The organism is Pseudomonadota bacterium, assembly GCA_026388315.1.
In the GTDB taxonomy this organism is placed as follows: domain Bacteria; phylum Desulfobacterota; class Syntrophorhabdia; order Syntrophorhabdales; family Syntrophorhabdaceae; genus MWEV01.
On sequence record JAPLKA010000072.1, the window covers coordinates 1 to 17,167 of the forward strand.

The 17,167-nt window shown below is 43.4% G+C and carries 20 protein-coding genes and 1 tRNA gene; 8 read left to right on the plus strand and 13 right to left on the minus strand.

Annotated features, from left to right (window positions below; all coding sequences use genetic code 11):
* Positions 1–124 precede the first annotated feature (124 nt).
* Positions 125–433 (minus strand): hypothetical protein, encoded by a 309-nt coding sequence (locus NTX75_10430; protein ID MCX5816636.1) that lies wholly within the window; start codon positions 431–433, stop codon positions 125–127.
* Positions 434–471: 38 nt separating this feature from the next.
* Positions 472–981: a rhomboid family intramembrane serine protease gene (locus NTX75_10435; protein ID MCX5816637.1), complete on the minus strand. Its 510-nt coding sequence runs from the start codon at positions 979–981 to the stop codon at positions 472–474.
* Between the two features lie 231 nt (positions 982–1,212).
* Here NTX75_10435 and galT point away from each other — a divergent pair, with 231 nt between their 5' ends.
* The 6 genes from galT (at position 1,213) to NTX75_10465 (ending at position 7,331) form a co-directional block, all read left to right on the plus strand.
* Positions 1,213–2,214: a galactose-1-phosphate uridylyltransferase gene (gene galT / locus NTX75_10440; protein MCX5816638.1), complete on the plus strand. Its 1,002-nt coding sequence runs from the start codon at positions 1,213–1,215 to the stop codon at positions 2,212–2,214.
* Between the two features lie 9 nt (positions 2,215–2,223).
* On the plus strand, positions 2,224–3,681 hold the full coding sequence (gene glgA / locus NTX75_10445; protein MCX5816639.1) for a glycogen synthase GlgA: 1,458 nt from the start codon (positions 2,224–2,226) through the stop codon (positions 3,679–3,681).
* A complete protein-coding gene (locus tag NTX75_10450) occupies positions 3,668–5,404 on the plus strand; it encodes an ATP-binding protein (protein ID MCX5816640.1) in 1,737 nt (578 codons plus the stop codon). The genes glgA and NTX75_10450 overlap by 14 nt, the downstream gene beginning before the upstream one ends.
* Positions 5,401–5,760 (plus strand): response regulator, encoded by a 360-nt coding sequence (locus NTX75_10455; protein MCX5816641.1) that lies wholly within the window; start codon positions 5,401–5,403, stop codon positions 5,758–5,760. Before NTX75_10450 ends, NTX75_10455 begins: the two co-directional genes overlap by 4 nt.
* 172 nt (positions 5,761–5,932) lie before the next feature.
* Positions 5,933–6,007 (plus strand) — tRNA-Ala (locus NTX75_10460).
* Between the two features lie 70 nt (positions 6,008–6,077).
* The gene (locus tag NTX75_10465; protein MCX5816642.1) at positions 6,078–7,331 is read left to right on the plus strand and encodes a hypothetical protein; all 1,254 of its coding nucleotides are present in this window, start codon (positions 6,078–6,080) and stop codon (positions 7,329–7,331) included.
* A 25-nt stretch (positions 7,332–7,356) separates the two neighbouring features.
* On the opposite strand, the gene NTX75_10470 is transcribed toward NTX75_10465, so the two are convergent.
* From NTX75_10470 to NTX75_10500, 7 genes are all read right to left on the minus strand, one after another.
* A complete protein-coding gene (locus NTX75_10470; GenBank protein ID MCX5816643.1) occupies positions 7,357–7,917 on the minus strand; it encodes an isochorismatase family protein in 561 nt (186 codons plus the stop codon).
* A 73-nt stretch (positions 7,918–7,990) separates the two neighbouring features.
* Entirely contained in the window at positions 7,991–8,482 is a 492-nt protein-coding gene (locus tag NTX75_10475) for an NAD(P)H-dependent oxidoreductase (protein ID MCX5816644.1), read from the minus strand.
* Between the two features lie 77 nt (positions 8,483–8,559).
* Entirely contained in the window at positions 8,560–9,009 is a 450-nt protein-coding gene (locus NTX75_10480; GenBank protein MCX5816645.1) for a hypothetical protein, read from the minus strand.
* A 10-nt stretch (positions 9,010–9,019) separates the two neighbouring features.
* On the minus strand, positions 9,020–9,538 hold the full coding sequence (hpt, locus tag NTX75_10485; protein MCX5816646.1) for a hypoxanthine phosphoribosyltransferase: 519 nt from the start codon (positions 9,536–9,538) through the stop codon (positions 9,020–9,022).
* A gap of 12 nt (positions 9,539–9,550) precedes the next feature.
* Positions 9,551–10,207, minus strand: a complete 657-nt coding sequence (locus NTX75_10490; GenBank protein ID MCX5816647.1) for an MBL fold metallo-hydrolase — start codon at positions 10,205–10,207, stop codon at positions 9,551–9,553.
* 225 nt (positions 10,208–10,432) lie between these two features.
* The gene (gene radC / locus NTX75_10495; GenBank protein MCX5816648.1) at positions 10,433–11,176 is read right to left on the minus strand and encodes a DNA repair protein RadC; all 744 of its coding nucleotides are present in this window, start codon (positions 11,174–11,176) and stop codon (positions 10,433–10,435) included.
* Positions 11,177–11,223: 47 nt separating this feature from the next.
* A complete protein-coding gene (locus NTX75_10500; protein ID MCX5816649.1) occupies positions 11,224–12,795 on the minus strand; it encodes a serine hydrolase in 1,572 nt (523 codons plus the stop codon).
* 138 nt (positions 12,796–12,933) lie between these two features.
* Here NTX75_10500 and NTX75_10505 point away from each other — a divergent pair, with 138 nt between their 5' ends.
* Both NTX75_10505 and NTX75_10510 read left to right on the plus strand, forming a co-directional pair.
* Positions 12,934–13,431: a hypothetical protein gene (locus NTX75_10505; protein MCX5816650.1), complete on the plus strand. Its 498-nt coding sequence runs from the start codon at positions 12,934–12,936 to the stop codon at positions 13,429–13,431.
* Positions 13,432–13,454: 23 nt separating this feature from the next.
* Entirely contained in the window at positions 13,455–14,135 is a 681-nt protein-coding gene (locus NTX75_10510; protein ID MCX5816651.1) for an MBL fold metallo-hydrolase, read from the plus strand.
* A 41-nt stretch (positions 14,136–14,176) separates the two neighbouring features.
* Here NTX75_10510 and NTX75_10515 read toward each other — a convergent pair whose 3' ends face one another.
* Genes NTX75_10515 through NTX75_10530 form a run of 4 tightly spaced genes read right to left on the minus strand, consistent with a single transcriptional unit; the run spans position 14,177 to position 17,155 of the window.
* On the minus strand, positions 14,177–14,665 hold the full coding sequence (locus tag NTX75_10515) for a nucleoside 2-deoxyribosyltransferase (protein MCX5816652.1): 489 nt from the start codon (positions 14,663–14,665) through the stop codon (positions 14,177–14,179).
* Positions 14,666–14,674: 9 nt separating this feature from the next.
* Complete coding sequence (locus NTX75_10520) at positions 14,675–14,821, minus strand: hypothetical protein (GenBank protein MCX5816653.1); 147 nt, start codon at positions 14,819–14,821, stop codon at positions 14,675–14,677.
* Positions 14,822–14,839: 18 nt separating this feature from the next.
* On the minus strand, positions 14,840–15,904 hold the full coding sequence (gene corA, locus NTX75_10525; protein ID MCX5816654.1) for a magnesium/cobalt transporter CorA: 1,065 nt from the start codon (positions 15,902–15,904) through the stop codon (positions 14,840–14,842).
* Positions 15,905–15,910: 6 nt separating this feature from the next.
* A complete protein-coding gene (locus tag NTX75_10530) occupies positions 15,911–17,155 on the minus strand; it encodes a lactate racemase domain-containing protein (GenBank protein ID MCX5816655.1) in 1,245 nt (414 codons plus the stop codon).
* Between the last annotated feature and the right edge of the window lie 12 nt (positions 17,156–17,167).

A 17,167-nucleotide genomic window follows, 5' to 3' on the forward strand; every position in this document is an offset into this window, starting at 1 on the left:
AGCCGGAGAGAATGCCTGTTACCTGCTCCTGGCATTTATCTCACTGAAGATGGAGATGAACTGGAGAACAACGAAAATAGGGAAGGTACGTCCTAATTTGCCCCTCTATAAAAAATTTACACAATTATGTTGACAGTACCGGCGATTCAACATGGCTAAGTTCTTCATCGAGTTTTTCGCGGGAGATGCCATATCTCCTGAGGGTTTTTCTTATGCCTTTTAATGATTCCGGTTTTCGGACCCTTTCCTTGATAAAAGGCGCCCTTCCGTCTGCCTTCCTTTTTTCCTCAACCACATCGAGACAGTCGATAAGTTTTATATCAATGTTGTTTTTTCTCAACACGCTTCCAAGATAAAGCAGGCCCATAGGGGTTGACCAGAAATTATATGCAGCAAAGTCATAGATGTATGGGTTAATGAGAAGCGCTTTCATGGTTACAATATTTTATGTTTCACGTGAAACGCCGGGGGCTATTTCCGGCGAGCTATTGGACGAACTGTGGGGCGAAAGAGCTTGATCGACAGCAACCCGAAAATAAAACCGCCAATATGCGCATACCATGCAACACCTTCTCCGTTTGAGAAAAGAAGCTGGATGAGAAACCATACAGAAAGGAGAAGGATAGCGGGAATCTCAACAACTTTTATAAATATGATTATAAACAACACGGTTTTTATTTTTGCGTAAGGGAAAAGAAGAAGGTATGCGCCGAGTATCCCCGATACAGCGCCGCTGGCGCCAATCATGGGAATGTTCGAGGACGGATCGTATAAAAACTGAAAAATAGCTGCAGTTATGCCGGAAAGAAGATAAAAGAGAACAAATTTCTTATGACCAATGGCATCTTCTACGTTGTTACCAAAAATCCAGAGATAGAGCATGTTTCCTGCTAAATGAAAAATACCGCCGTGGAGAAACATGGATGTAAAAATCGTTAATATATTGTAAGGCAGTAATTCGTGGCGGTTAGTTATTGCCATAGACAATTCCTGCGGGACCAGACCATAATACTTATATATGGTATGGCTATCGATGCCCCCAAAAGCAAGCTTCTGCCACAAAAAAATTAATATATTTACAAAGATAACGCTTATTGTTATAATGGGAAAGGTTCGAGACGGTATATTATCTTTTATGGGGATCATTGACGTATTACTTACCACGTGTTGTACACCAAGTCAAAGCTATAGATATAAGAGACGGAGACGTGTATGCCAGAACTGAGAAAAGACCCTATTATAAACAGGTGGGTCATTATTTCAACGGAAAGAGGAAAAAGGCCAGTTTTTTTTGGTGAGGAAACTCCACCTCAAAAGGCTGGTATGTGTCCTCTGTGTCCAGGCAACGAAAACATGACGCCTCCCGAGGTGTATGCCGTCAGGGCTGACTATGCACCACCAAACAGCCCTAACTGGACATTGAGGGTGGTCCCGAATAAATTTCCTGCCTTGAGGATTGAAGGGAATCTCAACAAAGAAGGTGTTGGGCTTTACGACAGAATGAATGGTGTCGGTGCCCACGAGGTCATTGTGGAAACGCCAATCCACGGGCAAACCTTGTCGGGCATGGACGTGCACGGCATACAGAACGTTTTTATTGCAAGCAGGGAGAGGGTTCTCGATCTGGCAAATGACAAGCGATTCAGATATGTAATGGTTTTTAAGAATCATGGTTCTATAGCAGGCGCTTCACTTGATCATTCACACTCACAACTGATAGCCCTTCCAATTGTTCCACGTAGAGTTACGGAAGAGATAAATGGCGGTCTGGCCTATTATAAATATAAGGACAGATGTGTATTCTGCGACATAATAGCACAAGAAAAAGATGATAACGTAAGGGTAGTCATAGAAAATGAAAATTTTATTGCACTCTCACCGTATGCATCCCGATTTCCTTTTGAGATATGGATTTTGCCAAAGAAACACGAGCCATATTTTGCCCTTCATAAAAGGGTGGACAACTATCATGATATCTCCGAGATACTTTTAGTTATTTTAAAAAAATACGATAAGGTTCTTAATTCACCTCCTTACAATTTTATGATCCATACAACACCATTTGGTAACGGTGATATGCAACACTATCACTGGCATATGGAAATCATACCAAGGCTGACAAAAATGGCAGGGTTCGAATGGGGAACCGGTTTTTACATAAACCCCACACCACCCGAAGAGGCTACGGCATACCTTAAAGAAACCAATATTTAGGAGGTTACAATGAATGTCTTGATAGCATCTCCTGAGGTTTTTCCTTTTATAAAAACCGGTGGTCTTGCCGATGTGACCGGCTCACTTCCCAAGACCTTAAAAAAAATGGGTGCAGACGTAAGGGTTATCCTGCCGAAGCATAAGAACATTGAGGAGCAGGGGTTTCCCATGAGATACAAGAATTATAAGTTTTCCTGTCCCATATCGCAGGGGTTTGTTGACGGCGAGATTGTCGAAAGCGAATATGATGGCGTAACAGCTTACCTTGTGGAAAAGGATGAATATTACTACAGGGATTATCTGTACAGTACGCCCGATGGTGACTATCTTGATAATGCAGAGCGATTTGTCTTTTTTGCAAAAAGCATTTTAGAGGCCATTAAGGTAACAGGGTTTGTTCCCGACGTTCTCCACTGTAATGACTGGGAAACGGCCTTGGCGCCCGTGTTTTTAAAGACAACATACAAGGATGACCCTGTTTTAAAAGACATTGCAACATTGTTTACTATCCACAACCTCGGGTATCAGGGTATTTTCTGGCAGTATGACCTGCACCTTTTGAATATCGGATGGGAATATTTTACACCGGATTATATCGAATATTTTGGAAAGATTAACTTCTTAAAAGGCGGGATAGTTTTTTCAGACATAATCAACACAGTAAGCAAAAAATACAGCGAAGAAATCCAGACTGAAGAATTTGGAGATGGTCTCGACGGTATCCTTCGGACAAGAAAGAAAGACCTTTTCGGTATCATCAACGGGATTGACTACGAGGATTGGAACCCGGACAAGGACCCTTATATACCGGCACATTACAACGCTGGTAATATTAAAGACAAGGGGCTATGCAAAAAAGCACTTCAGGAGGCTTTTGGTTTACCACCCAACGGAAATGTCCCCCTCATAGCTACCATATCAAGACTTGCTGATCAAAAAGGTTTCGACCTTATCGCCTCTTCGCTTGAAGAAATGTTGTCTTACGGAACTCAATACGTTGTTCTTGGGACGGGGGAGAGGAGATACCACGATATCTTCACAGAATTATCCAAAAAATTTCCAAGCTCATTCGGGATCAAGATTGCCTATGATAACGGGCTTGCCCATCTTATTGAAGCGGGTGCAGACATGTTCCTGATGCCCTCAAAGTATGAACCGTGCGGCTTGAACCAGTTGTACAGCTTGAAATACGGAACCGTGCCAGTCGTGAGAGGCGTCGGCGGCCTTGAGGATACGATCATAGACTATACAGAAGCGCCTGACAAAGGCACAGGATTCAAGTTCTACAAATACTCCGAAGACGAAATGCTCGACGCAATCAAAAGGGCATTGAATATATACAATACACAAGATGCCTGGCGCTCTCTTGTCAAAAGGTGTATGAATGAAGATTTTTCATGGCAAAGATCAGCGAAAGAGTATTTAGAATTATATAAAAAAGCTATTGAAAAGCATGAATCCCGTTGAACTTCTTGGGAATATCATAGAAGTATCACATTCGAACCTCGAAATAACGTCGAGGATTAAAACAGTTCTTAGCATAATGTCCCAGGGTATGGATTTTGATGAGGCGATTGTTTTTACTTCTGACCAGGACAAACGGCTTACCTGCAAGTTCAAAAACCCAAAAAGCATGCTTTATAAAATCTTAGACAGGTATAGATGTTATGTTGGTGAAGGTATTATCGGGAGCGTGGCCCAGAAAAGAATACCGCAATATTATAACAACAAAAACATACCGCCAAGATTTGGCTGTCTTTTTTATCCGGAACTTGACAGCTTAGTTGAAAAATACAAAGTCTTTGCGTTCCTCCCCTTGTCAGACGACAGCTATATTTATGGTGTCTTGGTGCTGTGCTCTTCCGGCAGGCGTTTTATAACAGACGCGGAAAAGATCCTTCTTTCCATAATCTCGCGTGAGATAGGCGGCGTGTTAAGGATAAACGATCTACTCCTTTCCTCAAAAAAGAGGATTAGCGAGCTTGCAACCCTTTCGGAACTTGGCAAGACACTTTCCTCAAACGTGGAACCGCAAATCCTATTAAAAGACATTGGACTGATTATTGCGAAGTCACTCAATGCACTATTCGTAACAATAAAATTAGATCATGTTTTCTTAAGGGCTGAACCTCAAAGATATACGTATGGAATTCTGGACCAGCCAATTGAAAATTACGTAAACGAATTAGAACAGGAAGCCTTGCGGCAGAAAAAGACAGTATCACTGAGGAACCATGGCCAGGTGGAAGACGATATTTCTTCAAAATACTCCCTTTATGCAACACCCATAATGTCGAAAAACAGGATTCTCGGAACGATAACAATATGCGGCGGAAGATCGCAGAGAGATTATGCCTTTGAGGAGAACAGCAGGTACCTTATAAACACTTTTGCAAACTATATAGCTAACGGGCTGGAAAACACCTTATTAAACACAAAGCTGAAGGATGTTATAAAAGATTTAAATAATGCTCAAAAAAGAATAATTGATCAGGAAAAATTCAAAAGTCTTGGGGAAATGACGGCAAATATAGCGCATGAAATTAAAAACCCTCTTGTAGTCATTGGTGGTTTTACGAAGAGGCTTGCAAAGAAGATGTGTATAGATCAAACTGAAAGCAGGTACATAGATATTATAACCAATGAGGTTTCGAGATTGGAGTCTATTCTCAACGATGTATTGAATTACGTAAAAGACACGCCAGTGCCTGACGAAACATGCAGTATGAATGATTGTGTTGACGAGGTTCTTTACCTCTTCTCGTCCGACACAACATGGGACCACATGCGGGTATTAAAAAATTATGATAAAAATTTGCCGCCCGTACCCTGTGATATACAGCAGATTAAGCAAGTTTTTATCAATATCATTATCAATGCCCATGAAGCCATGAATGGCGAAGGAACAATAACAATTAATACGGAAAAAACAATAATGGACAACAAACAGTTTGTGGTTGTTTCCATAGCTGATACGGGCGGAGGGATAAACCCTTCTGTGATAGACAACATCTTTAACCCGTTTTTTACAACGAAAGAGAGGGGGACGGGCTTGGGGCTTGCCATCTCGAATAAAATTATCCTTAATCACGACGGAAAAATTGAAATTGAAAATGTGGCAGGGAAGGGAGCAACATTTTTTGTTTATCTTCCTGTAAAAAATCATACAAACAGAGAGGAGCTATTATGAATGGTATAAAAATATTGGTAGTTGATGATGAGGAAAATATTCGATTCCTCCTCAAGGAAGAGCTTGAAGATGAGGGGTACCTGGTGGAGCTGGCTTCCAATGGTTTTGAAGCCATCGATAAAGTAAAGGGCACAAAATTTGATGTTATCGTCATGGACATCAAGATGCCCGGGATGGACGGTATCCAGGCACTAAACGAGATAAAAAACATGATTAAAGAACAGCCAGTCATCTTGTGCTCTGCCTACGGAGAGTTCAAACAGGATTTTTCGAGTTGGATCTCAGATGCGTATGTGGTTAAATCAGCAGATACCAGCGAGTTGAAACAGACGATAAAGAACATATTGAACACCTAATACAACGATACACAATATGTGTTCATCGGGACCTGCTTAGTTTTTTCAATTTCCCCGTTTAGCTCTGTGTCTACCGAATTGATTTCATGAATGACGGCGAAACGCCACAGGCATATAATTGTCACCAAATACCTTGATATTGTGAGAGAGTTAGAATAGTATTATTAGAAGCGGGGGTGTAGCTCAGAGGGAGAGCATCTCGTTCGCAACGAGAGGGTCGTGGGTTCGAATCCCATCACCTCCACCAAGCAAAGCGGGGCGAGACAGTCTTTTAATTAGTTTGACTTTGTTGTCAAATATGACTTATAATCAGCGAAATGCGTAAAATTTTTCTGCTTTTATTAATTTTTATATTCGCTTCATGCAGTTATTTACCTTTTACAAAAAAGAAGGATGATGCTGCTGCCCCCAAAGACACGGGCACCAAAAAAACAGCAAAAACAGATAAAAAAGCTGAAAAAATAGAAAAAATAGAGGAAAAAGACCCCAAGCCAGGCGATATAAAAGTGATCGATGGTGTGGAGTATATTTATACAAGCAACAGGAAATATATGCTCACGCCTTATGAGCCAGAGTATGTTTGGATAAGAAAGGATCAATTTACCCCTCGTATGGGCGAGGCATTGCTATCGGGAGGCACCGCATCGAAAAAAGAAAGAGACGAGATGGAAAAGCGGATTGCCAAGCTTGAAGAAGATCTCAAAAAGAAAGGAATTGCGCCATACATGGTCTACCCGCAACAGATGGGGGCCATGCCTTCCGGGATGGGCTTTATGCCGTCATTTCCCCTAATTGCTTTTAATTACCCGTCACCCAAAATGAAGAGAAGGGTCATCGTAATACCCTTTGTTGATCAATCCAATTACAAAGAAGAGGGTCTTGGCGAGCTGGCCACAAGAAGGCTCATATCGAGACTTGAAAATACAAATGCAATAATTTGTGTTGATCCTAATGTTATAAATATTCAGGGTGTACTCACTGATCCAGCTAATCTTAAAATGCTGAACGAGCTTTATGGCATTCAGGCTGTTATCAAGGGGGCACTTTCTGATGTATATACGAGCTCGTCAAAAATAGAGGGCAAAGAAGAAAGGCAAACCTCATTCGCGATGTCGAAAATATCTCTCGAGGTTTACAATACCGACACAAGCACTATATTGAAACAGCTTTCAGGGAGAAACCCCATCTCTCTCACAAGAGAAAAGGGCGACATGAGTACGGAAAAGTCGAAAATGAAGGCCATTGACCTGTCTATCGAGATTATTGCTGAAGACCTTCTCAAGGCTATACTGACATTGGATTGGCACGGACGAATTGCATCCATCGAAAGCGGTAAGGTTTACATAAATGCAGGTCGACTGTCCGGTTTAGAAAAAGGCAGCACACTTGAAGTGTACTCTATAGGTGAGCAGGTAATAGATGCCAGAACAAAAACCCCTCTTGGTATGATCAAGGGCAATTTTAAGGGAGAACTTGAGGTGGCTGAGCTGTTTGGCGTAGATGCAAGCTGGGCAAAAATCAAAAAGGGTGGAAACTTTTCACCTACCGATCTTGTTTACTTTCAGAAATAAACATTTTAGCAATCAGTGAATACCGTTACCTTACGAGTTGGAGCACGGCCTTGAATTCGTCAGTCCCGGCTTTTTGGAGGAGTTCGTAGATAAACATCTCGGTAGATGTAATAACTGCTCCGGCACGACCCATTCTCTCTAAAGCAACACGACAGTTTTCGGGCGTCCGTGACGACACAGCATCACTTATTATGTGAACATTTAAATCAGGCAATGCATATAGCGCTGTTTGAGTTACACAGATATGAGCTTCAACGCCGGTCACGATCAATGTTTTTTTCCCTGTTTTTTCTATCTCGTCTGAAAATTCTTTACAGAAGAAGCAGTTAAAATGGACTTTACTGATAGCCTGAACATGGGAAAGTCCCTTGCGTACCTCGGGGATCGTAAGACCAAGCCTTGTCTGTTCTGTTAATATAACCGGCATTCCGATAATTTGGGCAAAATTCGAAAGCTTGATCACATTTTCGACAACCCTTTCCTTATTTGAAATAACCGGGACCAATTTTTCCTGAACGTCAATGACAACAAGCACACAATCTTCCCTTGTAATTAAACACTGTGTTTCACGTGAAACGCCAGACATGAACAACCTCCCAAAACAACAAAAATAGTCTATTACCGGGGCTCACGTCGCCCCCTCTCACTCCTGGTGTGAGCTAAAGAGACGTTTTCATTAATTTTGCAACCAACAATGCTACACGCTTGCCCAATTTCCGGGCATTGACAATCGTTTTTTCATCAGGCTTTCCCGTGCACGAAATACCATAGTGGCCTGTTGCATCTAAAGGGTCTCCAACTATGATCATGCCATAGATGAGCAGCGCCTGGATTATGGACATCATGGTTGTCTCTTTGCCACCCGATTGGTCCCCGGATGTGGCAAATGCGGCGCCTATCTTGTTGCCCATTTGTTTACGAAGACCTACAAATTTATCAAAGACTTGTTTTAGCTCCGCAGCCATACCGCCAAAATATACAGGAGAACCGGCTATAATGCCGCCCGAAGACAGTAAATCATCCTTTGTCACATCCGCTACCGACTTGAGAAGACAGTTGACATCGGGGACTTCTTTTACCCCGTTTGCTATCTCTTCAGCCAATTTTTTCGTATTTCCCGACCGCGAATAATAGATTACAAGCACTTGCATGGTTTATATCCCTCCTCAGGTTTTTATTTAAAACTTTTCGATGATATAACGAGGACACCTTCCCCGTAAGCATCGTCTCAGGACAAATCAAAAGCAGAAACGAGCGTTGTCCTTGTTGTTTTACCATCCCAGCAATAACGTTCAGAGAGTTGATTGAACTCGTTTCCCTGTCCGAATTTCTCAAAAACCGCACCTTTAAGTGCGATATAATTGAAAAGATCTGCTACTTTTATTGTAACGGAGAAAAACTTACCATCGAAAAACCCATACTCAACGCTTTTCAGGATTGCATTTCCAAGCCTGAGCACATCACCTTCTCTCGTGTAAAGCATTACATTAATCTTGTTTGGCTCGACTTTCACGTACTTCATGTTTTTTAATGTTGAAATATCTGTCCCCCACTTCATGCCGTTATAACCATCGGGCTCATTATGGTATGCAAGCAGGCCAACCGGCAACAACATTAACATAATTACAAAAATGATGAATAATTTTATATGATTTATAACACTCAACACCTTATGCATGCTTTTGCTCTTATGTGTCTTTCTCAACCACGCATATCTCGGGCAGGTTTCTGTAGTGTTCCGCATAATCAATACCATACCCTACAACAAAGCCATCATCAATGGTAAGCCCAACGTAATCACCTTCCATTTCAACTTCTCTCCGTGCCCTTTTGTCGAGGAGGGCACATATTTTGAGCGACTTCGGGTTTCTTTGGAGGAGCAGCTCCTTTATGGTTTTCAAGGTGAGTCCCGAATCAATTATATCTTCAATGATGATAACATTTTTACCTTCAATACTTTCCTCAAGGTCTTTTGTGACCGTTACCTCTCCTTTGGACTTCGTGGCAGCTCCATAGGACGAGACCCTCATGAAGTCAACCGTTGAAGGATTTTTGATACACCGTATCAGGTCTGACAAAAACATAAAAGAGCCTTTCAGGAGACATACGAATAAAATTTCCTCATCATCAAAATCATTTTCGATGCAAGATGCGAGCCTTTTTACGGCATCGTCTATCTCGTCTTTAGTAAATAATGGTTTCAGCATGCACACATTCTCCTATAGGGCATATTTCATAACGATTATTTCGGGCTCCGCAGGGAGGCCCGCCTTATTGACTTCAATTTCAGAGGTCTTTGCCGCCTTCACGCCTGCCTTGCCCGCAGTAAATTCCTCAACCTTCGCGATTGGGAAATCACATTTTTCTGTTTTAAAGTGCATTGGGATGATAATGGCCGGCTTTATATCATTCATGACCCTTGATGCCCCCCCGGCATCTATAGTGTAAAGGCCTCCTACGGGCAGCAATAGAACATCAACCTTTCCCATTTCGTTGATTGCACCCTTTTCCAGTGTGTGTCCGAGGTCTCCCATGTGCGCCAACGTCAAACCATCCGCTTCGATGACAAAGACGAGGTTGTTCCCCCTCTCCGTGCCTTTTGATGGGTCATGATGTGTAGGAATGGCCTTTATTTTTATGTCTTTTACATTATGAGTACCGGCTTTCTTAATCTGTGTAAATTTTCCTTTTATATCTTTTGTATAGTTATGGTCGTCATGGTCGTGGCTTGTGAGCACAATGTCTGCTTCTTCAGTGATTTTGCCGTATGTGAGCGCCCCGCCGAATGCCCCCGACTCATAAGGGTCGATAATAATACGAATGCCCTTATCCGTCGTTATTTTAAATGCCGCATGTCCGTACCATTTAATTTTCATGATGTTTCCCTCCTTTTTTATTGGAATAAATTTTTTTCTCAATGATATCAAATGGTGTATTTGTCATGCTCTGAAGCCTTGCCATGTCCCCTCCATTATTCTCTATTATATTCCATTGATACTTAATGTCGCAAATGTATTTTAAGGCTTAATCTCTGATTCCGCAATTCCCACCTGCACCGCGAGCGTCTTGGTGGACAGGCACAATCCTCAATTCCAAACGGTTTATATCAACCCTTTTTCTTTTAAACTGCAGTAGCCTTCTTTTTCGGGTTTGCTGTGCTCGGTGATTGCGCTCTTTACGGTATGTTTTCCAACGATGATATGGTCAAGCACCTCAATGCCAAGTATTCTGCCTGCCTCAATGAGGCGGCGGGTGATTTTCAAGTCCTCTTCCGATGGTTCCGGGTCGCCGGAGGGGTGATTGTGGGCGATAACTACCGATGATGCAGCGTGGGCGATCGCCTTATTGAAAACTTCTCTCGGATGCACCAGGCTGGCATTAAGGGTTCCGACAGAGATATTTTCGATGCGAATAATCTTGTTTCTTGTGTTAAGAATCATGAGCATAAAATGCTCCTTTTTCATATCCTTGATGCGTGCACGGATTGCCTTTACCACAACCTGTGGGTTCTTGATATCATAATCTTCGTAGCCGTATTCGGTTTCCAGTTCCTTTCTTTTTCCAAGCTCAAAACATGCCTTTAATTGCGCTGCCTTGGCAAGCCCAACCCCCTTGACCTTAGAGAGTTCCTCTATTGTTGCCTCGCTTATTCCCCTGGCATTGCCAAACCTTGCCATAAGCTCCTGTGCAATAGTCATGACTGATCTTCCCGAGACTCCTCTGCCAACAATAAGGGCTAAGAGCTCCTGAGCGGAAAGCGCCTCAGCACCGAATTTTTGCAGTCTTTCCCTTGGCCTTTCCGCCTTTGGCATGTCATTGACAGTAAAAGATGCGTCGTTACTCATGTTTACCCTCCAGCAAAATCAGAAGTTAAGAAGTTGAGAAAATACATTTATCTTAATATTTTCCTGAACACTATCTCCTCCGCTGACGGCTCAAGCGGTATTGAAGCCCTGTCTATATCGCCGTTTTTGCCCATAAGGAAGGTTACTCTTAAATCTAATCCGCCGACGGGACCCTTGTTAACCGTTTTGAAGGTGTCGTACTGATAGTGTCTAAGGGGTGCGGTTGCTTCTTCGATGTCTCTCAGGGAAAGTTTGAGGCCATTATCCTTGATATCGATTGTTACGGTGCCGAATGCCGGGTGCTCATATTCTCCCGCATAATCTGTAAGGGAATGTGACGGTTTTGTGCCTTTTTTCCTGCCCCGTTCTTCTTCTGTCACCTTTTCTTTCAGGCCCGCCAATTCACGGGATATCGCGTTGCTCAATCTTGTGCTCCAGGGGACCTCTGTAAGACCCAAAATGCGGTCGTATGTGTTAAACGAAGCAGATGCCATAAATTCGTAGTTATTTGACCTGTTGGTGAGGATCACAAGACCGGCTTTTTCTGCAGGCAGAAAGCCTACGTGGGCGGTGAAACCCTCGATCATGCCGTCATGGCTGACAAGGTAATGCCCCCGGTAGGGCGTTATCATCCAAGCCATACCGTAACTGCCGGGGAGTATCTCATCGTATTTCATGGGGCTACCTGTCAGCATTTGCGGGGTAAATAGCTGAGACAGGGTGTCTTGAGAAATTAATTGCCCGTCACCAATCTTGCCTCCATTCAGGTGAAACAGCACCCATTTTGCCATGTCCTCAAGATTGGAATTAATAGAGCCGGCAGGCCCATACACCCCTATATTTTCGAAGGGCAGTTCTTTAATCGGCGCACTGAATAGTTCTGCCTGATTCGCGGGAAATTTTTTCAGCGCCTCATTGTCCATCTTGTGAGGGATGGCAAAATCAGGAAATTTTTTGGAGTCTTCAGGGGAAAGGTTGGAGCTATCCATCCCGAGCGGTTTGAATATTCTTTTGCTTACAAACTCCTCCCAGGGCATCCCCGAGACCGTATCAACCATTATACCGGCAACCGCATAGTGGAAATTGTTATATTGAAACCTTTCCCTGATGCCTGTATTAGGTTTCAGATATTTAAGCTTGTTGATAGCCACTTCCCTTGTTGAATCCTTGGTGTCAATGGCGGCGTCATATCTGGGGATGCCCGTTCTGTGTGACAATATATCCTTTACCGTAACCCGTTCTGTAGCATAGGAATCATAAAGCTTGAATGCCGGGTAGTATTCTCTCGCCGGCTTGTCAAAGTCCATCTTCTTTTCGTCGACGAGCATCCCTATGGAGAGGGAGGTAAATGCCTTGCTACAGGAGCCTATGCCAAAAAGGGTTTTTGGTGTAACGGTTAATCTATTTTTCATATCTTTGTGACCAAAGCCCTCTGAAAAAACAACCTTCCCGTCCTGTATAATAAGGATAGCGGCACCCGGCACATTCCACGTCTTCATCTCGCCATTGACAAATTTTCTATAATCTCCGGCATCAAAGGCGCCTTGTACCGATGCGGTTGAAAGAGATAAAAATATTGTGATACAAAATGTGGTTATTAATCTTACCGGACTTTTCATGTTGACTCCTTATTTGAGGATTTTATAATTAACTATAAAAAAATCCTGACAAAATAGCTACATTCAATTTTTGTTATCCTTAACTGCTTTTCAGGGCACGAAAAACGTGGTAATATTTTCTTCAAGAGGAGGCGAAACATGATTAAACTTAGAATTTTCTTTTCCGCCATGGTTGTGTTTTTTATCGTTATTGTTTTATCAGGCTGTACCACTACCCAGTATCAGGCGCGTGATTTTTTTGGCGAAGGCTATACCGAGGCGCGGATAGCTGAAAATACATACAATGTAGACTTCCGGTGCAACGAGCTTACTTCAGAAACGCTCTGCGAGGGGCATTTGTTCAGACGGTGCGCTGAATTGACCATTAATGCTGGGTACGATTACTTTATTATGGAGAACCACAGCACCTACTTTAAAGGAGAGAACACGGTTGTTCCCGGGCACTACAACACCGTAACAACCGGTTCGGGAAAAGACAAGACAACCACCACGGTATTTCAGCCGGGGTATGTTGTTAAAAATCAATATCCTGTATCTAAAGCAATGATAAGGATGTTTAAGGGGAGCGTTCCAAAAAACGAAAAGAATGCATATAGCCCCCGGGAGATATTGAAATATGTAACTTCCGGCAACTAAAACGTTTTTATGAAGGGGATGAGATGGGACCGAAAGAAATAACCGAGGACACATACCTCATAGGGGATTCGGATATAAGCGATTCAAGGGATTGCTCTATTTATCTTTTAAACCTTGGGGAGTTGGTGCTTATTGATACCGGCGCAGGGCCGAGTGCAAACAAGATCATTCAGAATATCGAAAAACTGGGGCTCAATCCTGCAAAGATTTCCACAGTGATTCTTACGCACTGCCATATAGACCATGTGGGTGGAGCGCAGGAATTCAAAAAACGGTTTGGCTCGCGCATTATCATGCACGAGATCGATGCAGAGGCGGTTGAAAGGGGCGACAGCAGAATGACGGCAGCGCACTGGTATGGTATTGATTTCACGCCTTTGGCCGTTGATATAAAACTTAAAAAGGAAAGCGAGAAGCTTACCGTCAGTGATCAGGAGATTGTATGCCTCCATACGCCCGGGCACACACCCGGATCGATTTCGGTGTATCTCGACAGGGGCGGAAAAAGGATTCTCTTCGGCCAGGATATCCATGGCCCTTTTCTTGCGGAGTTTGGCGCAAACATGTCTCACTGGCAGGAGTCGATGGAGAAACTCCTTGCGCTGAAGGCGGACATCCTCTGCGAAGGACACTTTGGCGTCTATCAGCCGAATGAAAAGGTGACGGAGTATATTGAGCGGTATGTCGAAGAATATGGGGAATAAGGAGCGCTCACTGTTTAGTATTGCGTATTTCAGCAAAGCCCCTATTCCATCCTTATATTCTCCGGTTTTTTCTGTGATGCTTTCCAAACACCATAAAAGGACTTGATCAATCCCGCCAGTCTCTCGGTCTGTTCATCTTCGAGTACATTGTTAACTGTCGCTATGGCTGCACCAATCAGCATGGCGTTCGCCGCTGAGCAGCTTTCCTGAGAAACCAATATCACAGGTTTATTCACTGCATGGGCATATCCTGCTTCAAACGCAGTGCCGGCATCATTATCATCTACAAGAGCAATAACAATGCCAGATTCACCCAGAAGCCTTATGCGTTTAACCTTGATGCTCTCTGCCATCTCTAATTTGGTCTCTATGTGCCCTTCAACGTTTGGGGTACAGTCAAAGGGGTCTACTATGCTGATATCGTTTCCGTATCGGGTTTGAGATAAAGCAGAAGAAAGCTTTTCCAGGAATACCTTTTTGAAATGTCTTTGTTTGTCATTGAAACATGGGTGGGCGAAATATGCTTTCATAATGCAATACTATCGTTTCAGTTTCTTAAATGCTTTGTATGCTCCATAGCCAAGTATTGTAGCAGTCCCAACTATTAAGGGAACACCGAATATAATAATTGTGGATACTGCTTTTATTGCCGTTGCAGCAGCAGCAATTTTACCGGATTTTTTCATCTGCTCACCTGCCCCTCACTACAACCACTTTTTTCTTCTGAAATAGATGAGCATGGATGTACCAATAGTCAGCATGATGAGCCAGATTGCAGGATAGCCCCAGCGCCATTCAAGTTCCGGCATGAATTTGAAGTTCATTCCATAGACGCCGGCGACAAAGGTCAAAGGCATGAATATTGTGGCAATAATGGTCAGCACCTTCATAACCTCGTTTAATCTGTTGCTTATACTGGAGAGGTAAATATCGATCATCCCGTAGAGCATATCCCGGAAGATTTCTATGGTGTCAACCACCTGGATTGTGTGGTCATAGATATCCCGTATATAAACGCGCGTAGGTTCATGAATAAGGCGTGAACCCTCCCGTTCAAGGCTGTTAATGACCTCTCTGAGGGGCCAGACCGATTTATGTAACGAGAACACGCTGCTCTTCAATTTGTGGATCGCTTCCATTATTTTCGGCGTTGGCCGGGTAACGAGCTCTTCTTCAAGAAGTTCTATCTTTTCTCCAAACCATTCAATGACCGTGAAATAATTGTCCACAATCTCATCGATCAGGGAATAGGCAAGAAAATCTGTCTTCATGATCTTTTCACGGTTTGCCCCACCCTTGATCCGTTCTCTCGTGTGCGTGAAGGTGTCCTTTTGGTCTTCCTGGAAGGTGATAACAAAATCTTCACCGAGAACAATGCTTATCTGCTCCGCCTCCATAGCGTCATTTTGATCGTTGTGTGACAGATTTTTTAAAACAATATAAAGATAATCCCCGAAATCCTCTACCTTGGGGCGCTGGTCGGTGTTCATAACGTCTTCTAATGTAAGGGGATGCAGATAAAAACGTTTGCCGACCTCTTCGATAATCTTTAACTGATGGACGCCGTCTATGTTAATCCATTTTATGGCCGTGGTATCCAAGAGCGGCAGGGCCTCTTCGATTGTGCTTACTTCTTTCTCCTGGAAGGTCGTCTCATTATAAACCGTTACCGTGATTTTGACTTCACCGGTCTTGTGCTCACCGATATAGACCGGTGTCCCCGGTGGCAAACCGGCTTTTTTTGATCTTTTCCTTGCGTTCTTCAGCATGATATTTTATTCACCTCGGTTAAGGGTCTGGATCGTTGCATCGGGAAGCACGAAAACATCAGGGTTTTTATGTTGATATGCGTCTTCGAGAATGTGGATAATCTCATTCAAATCCTTATGCCACGATGTGTCTTCTTTTCTTCCAAACCACCATTCATTTGCCCTGTCCCTGTATTGTGAGTAGACAAAAACCTTTTTCACCCTGCTGTCTTTTTCCCTTTCACCGAAGGAAAGCCTCCCCCATGTGTGTTTTCCGAATCTCCCGAGGAGATAATGGATTACCTGTCCCTCCGGCACATCACAGAGGAGCACAATATGGCCTCCGGTGTCTTTAAGCAGCATCTCAGCCAGAGAGAGGGCTATAATCGATTCATTGGCCTTGCTGTATGTATTTGCAAAGACAATATCCGCCCTGCCTGGAGCTTTTGTGCTGTAATGAACGGAGGATTTTTCGGTCATGTACAGATAAAGATCGTCAGGGTTGCCTGCGAAAATGTCAACTATCTCAGCATCTGTGTTTATGAGAACATCTATCTTTGCATCGAGGCGTGCCATTCTTCCGCACTCCTTAATGTCCTTGAGCAGAGGATTATCAATATATTTCCCTATGCTGTAACACGCTTCCCAATGGTTCTTTAAAAGTGTTCCGTGATGGTATTCGATGGTGTCGATATGACATAATGCGGGCATGACGATCTTGTATCCGCCGCCAAAACCGCAGAACGAATGCGGCACAAAGGTGCCGATGCCGAGTCTCAGGTCGCAGGACAGATATTCTTTGTTTATCATGAGGGGCGTGCCGAGTCTTGTTTTCCCAACGAAAGCGCAGTTTTCGAAAGGGTTGTGGTTGAAGACGGGGAACCTTTCGACAATCTCTGGCCCCAGTTTTTTTCGGAAGGCCACATTATCGAGAGGTCCATGGGTTCCCAGGGCGCATATAAACCGTACCTGCCCATCCCTTATGCCATGCGCTTCGAACAGCTCAAGAAGAAAAGGTAAGACCTTGTAAGCCTTTGTGGGGCGGGACAGGTCATCAAAGAGTATGCAAATCTCCTTTTTACCTTTCAGCATTGGCTCAAGAGGCGCTATTGCCCTTCTGAGACTGTCTTTACCGAGCACCCTCTTTTTGTCGCCTTCCATGGGGAGAACGGTTGTGTTCCACCTGTCCGGGACTTGAAGAGAGAGGCTGTAATCTCCATTCCACAGGCCGTGTTTAAGGGTTATTTCCATGGCGTTCAAATCACCGTACACCGTGCAGTTTCC

Bases quoted from the DNA above. Each gene is read 5' to 3' on its own strand.
- NTX75_10515 (MCX5816652.1), bottom strand. From the start codon at position 14,665: ATGAAAGCATATTTCGCCCACCCATGTTTCAATGACAAACAAAGACAT.
- NTX75_10430 (MCX5816636.1), bottom strand. From the start codon at position 433: ATGAAAGCGCTTCTCATTAACCCATACATCTATGACTTTGCTGCATAT.
- NTX75_10470 (MCX5816643.1), bottom strand. From the start codon at position 7,917: ATGTCTGGCGTTTCACGTGAAACACAGTGTTTAATTACAAGGGAAGAT.
- NTX75_10465 (MCX5816642.1), top strand. From the start codon at position 6,078: ATGCGTAAAATTTTTCTGCTTTTATTAATTTTTATATTCGCTTCATGC.
- radC (MCX5816648.1), bottom strand. From the start codon at position 11,176: ATGAGTAACGACGCATCTTTTACTGTCAATGACATGCCAAAGGCGGAA.
- NTX75_10510 (MCX5816651.1), top strand. From the start codon at position 13,455: ATGGGACCGAAAGAAATAACCGAGGACACATACCTCATAGGGGATTCG.
- galT (MCX5816638.1), top strand. From the start codon at position 1,213: ATGCCAGAACTGAGAAAAGACCCTATTATAAACAGGTGGGTCATTATT.
- NTX75_10475 (MCX5816644.1), bottom strand. From the start codon at position 8,482: ATGCAAGTGCTTGTAATCTATTATTCGCGGTCGGGAAATACGAAAAAA.
- hpt (MCX5816646.1), bottom strand. From the start codon at position 9,538: ATGCTGAAACCATTATTTACTAAAGACGAGATAGACGATGCCGTAAAA.
- NTX75_10490 (MCX5816647.1), bottom strand. From the start codon at position 10,207: ATGAAAATTAAATGGTACGGACATGCGGCATTTAAAATAACGACGGAT.
- corA (MCX5816654.1), bottom strand. From the start codon at position 15,904: ATGCTGAAGAACGCAAGGAAAAGATCAAAAAAAGCCGGTTTGCCACCG.
- NTX75_10520 (MCX5816653.1), bottom strand. From the start codon at position 14,821: ATGAAAAAATCCGGTAAAATTGCTGCTGCTGCAACGGCAATAAAAGCA.
- glgA (MCX5816639.1), top strand. From the start codon at position 2,224: ATGAATGTCTTGATAGCATCTCCTGAGGTTTTTCCTTTTATAAAAACC.
- NTX75_10500 (MCX5816649.1), bottom strand. From the start codon at position 12,795: ATGAAAAGTCCGGTAAGATTAATAACCACATTTTGTATCACAATATTT.
- NTX75_10505 (MCX5816650.1), top strand. From the start codon at position 12,934: ATGATTAAACTTAGAATTTTCTTTTCCGCCATGGTTGTGTTTTTTATC.
- NTX75_10455 (MCX5816641.1), top strand. From the start codon at position 5,401: ATGAATGGTATAAAAATATTGGTAGTTGATGATGAGGAAAATATTCGA.
- NTX75_10435 (MCX5816637.1), bottom strand. From the start codon at position 981: ATGGCAATAACTAACCGCCACGAATTACTGCCTTACAATATATTAACG.
- NTX75_10480 (MCX5816645.1), bottom strand. From the start codon at position 9,009: ATGCATAAGGTGTTGAGTGTTATAAATCATATAAAATTATTCATCATT.
- NTX75_10450 (MCX5816640.1), top strand. From the start codon at position 3,668: ATGAATCCCGTTGAACTTCTTGGGAATATCATAGAAGTATCACATTCG.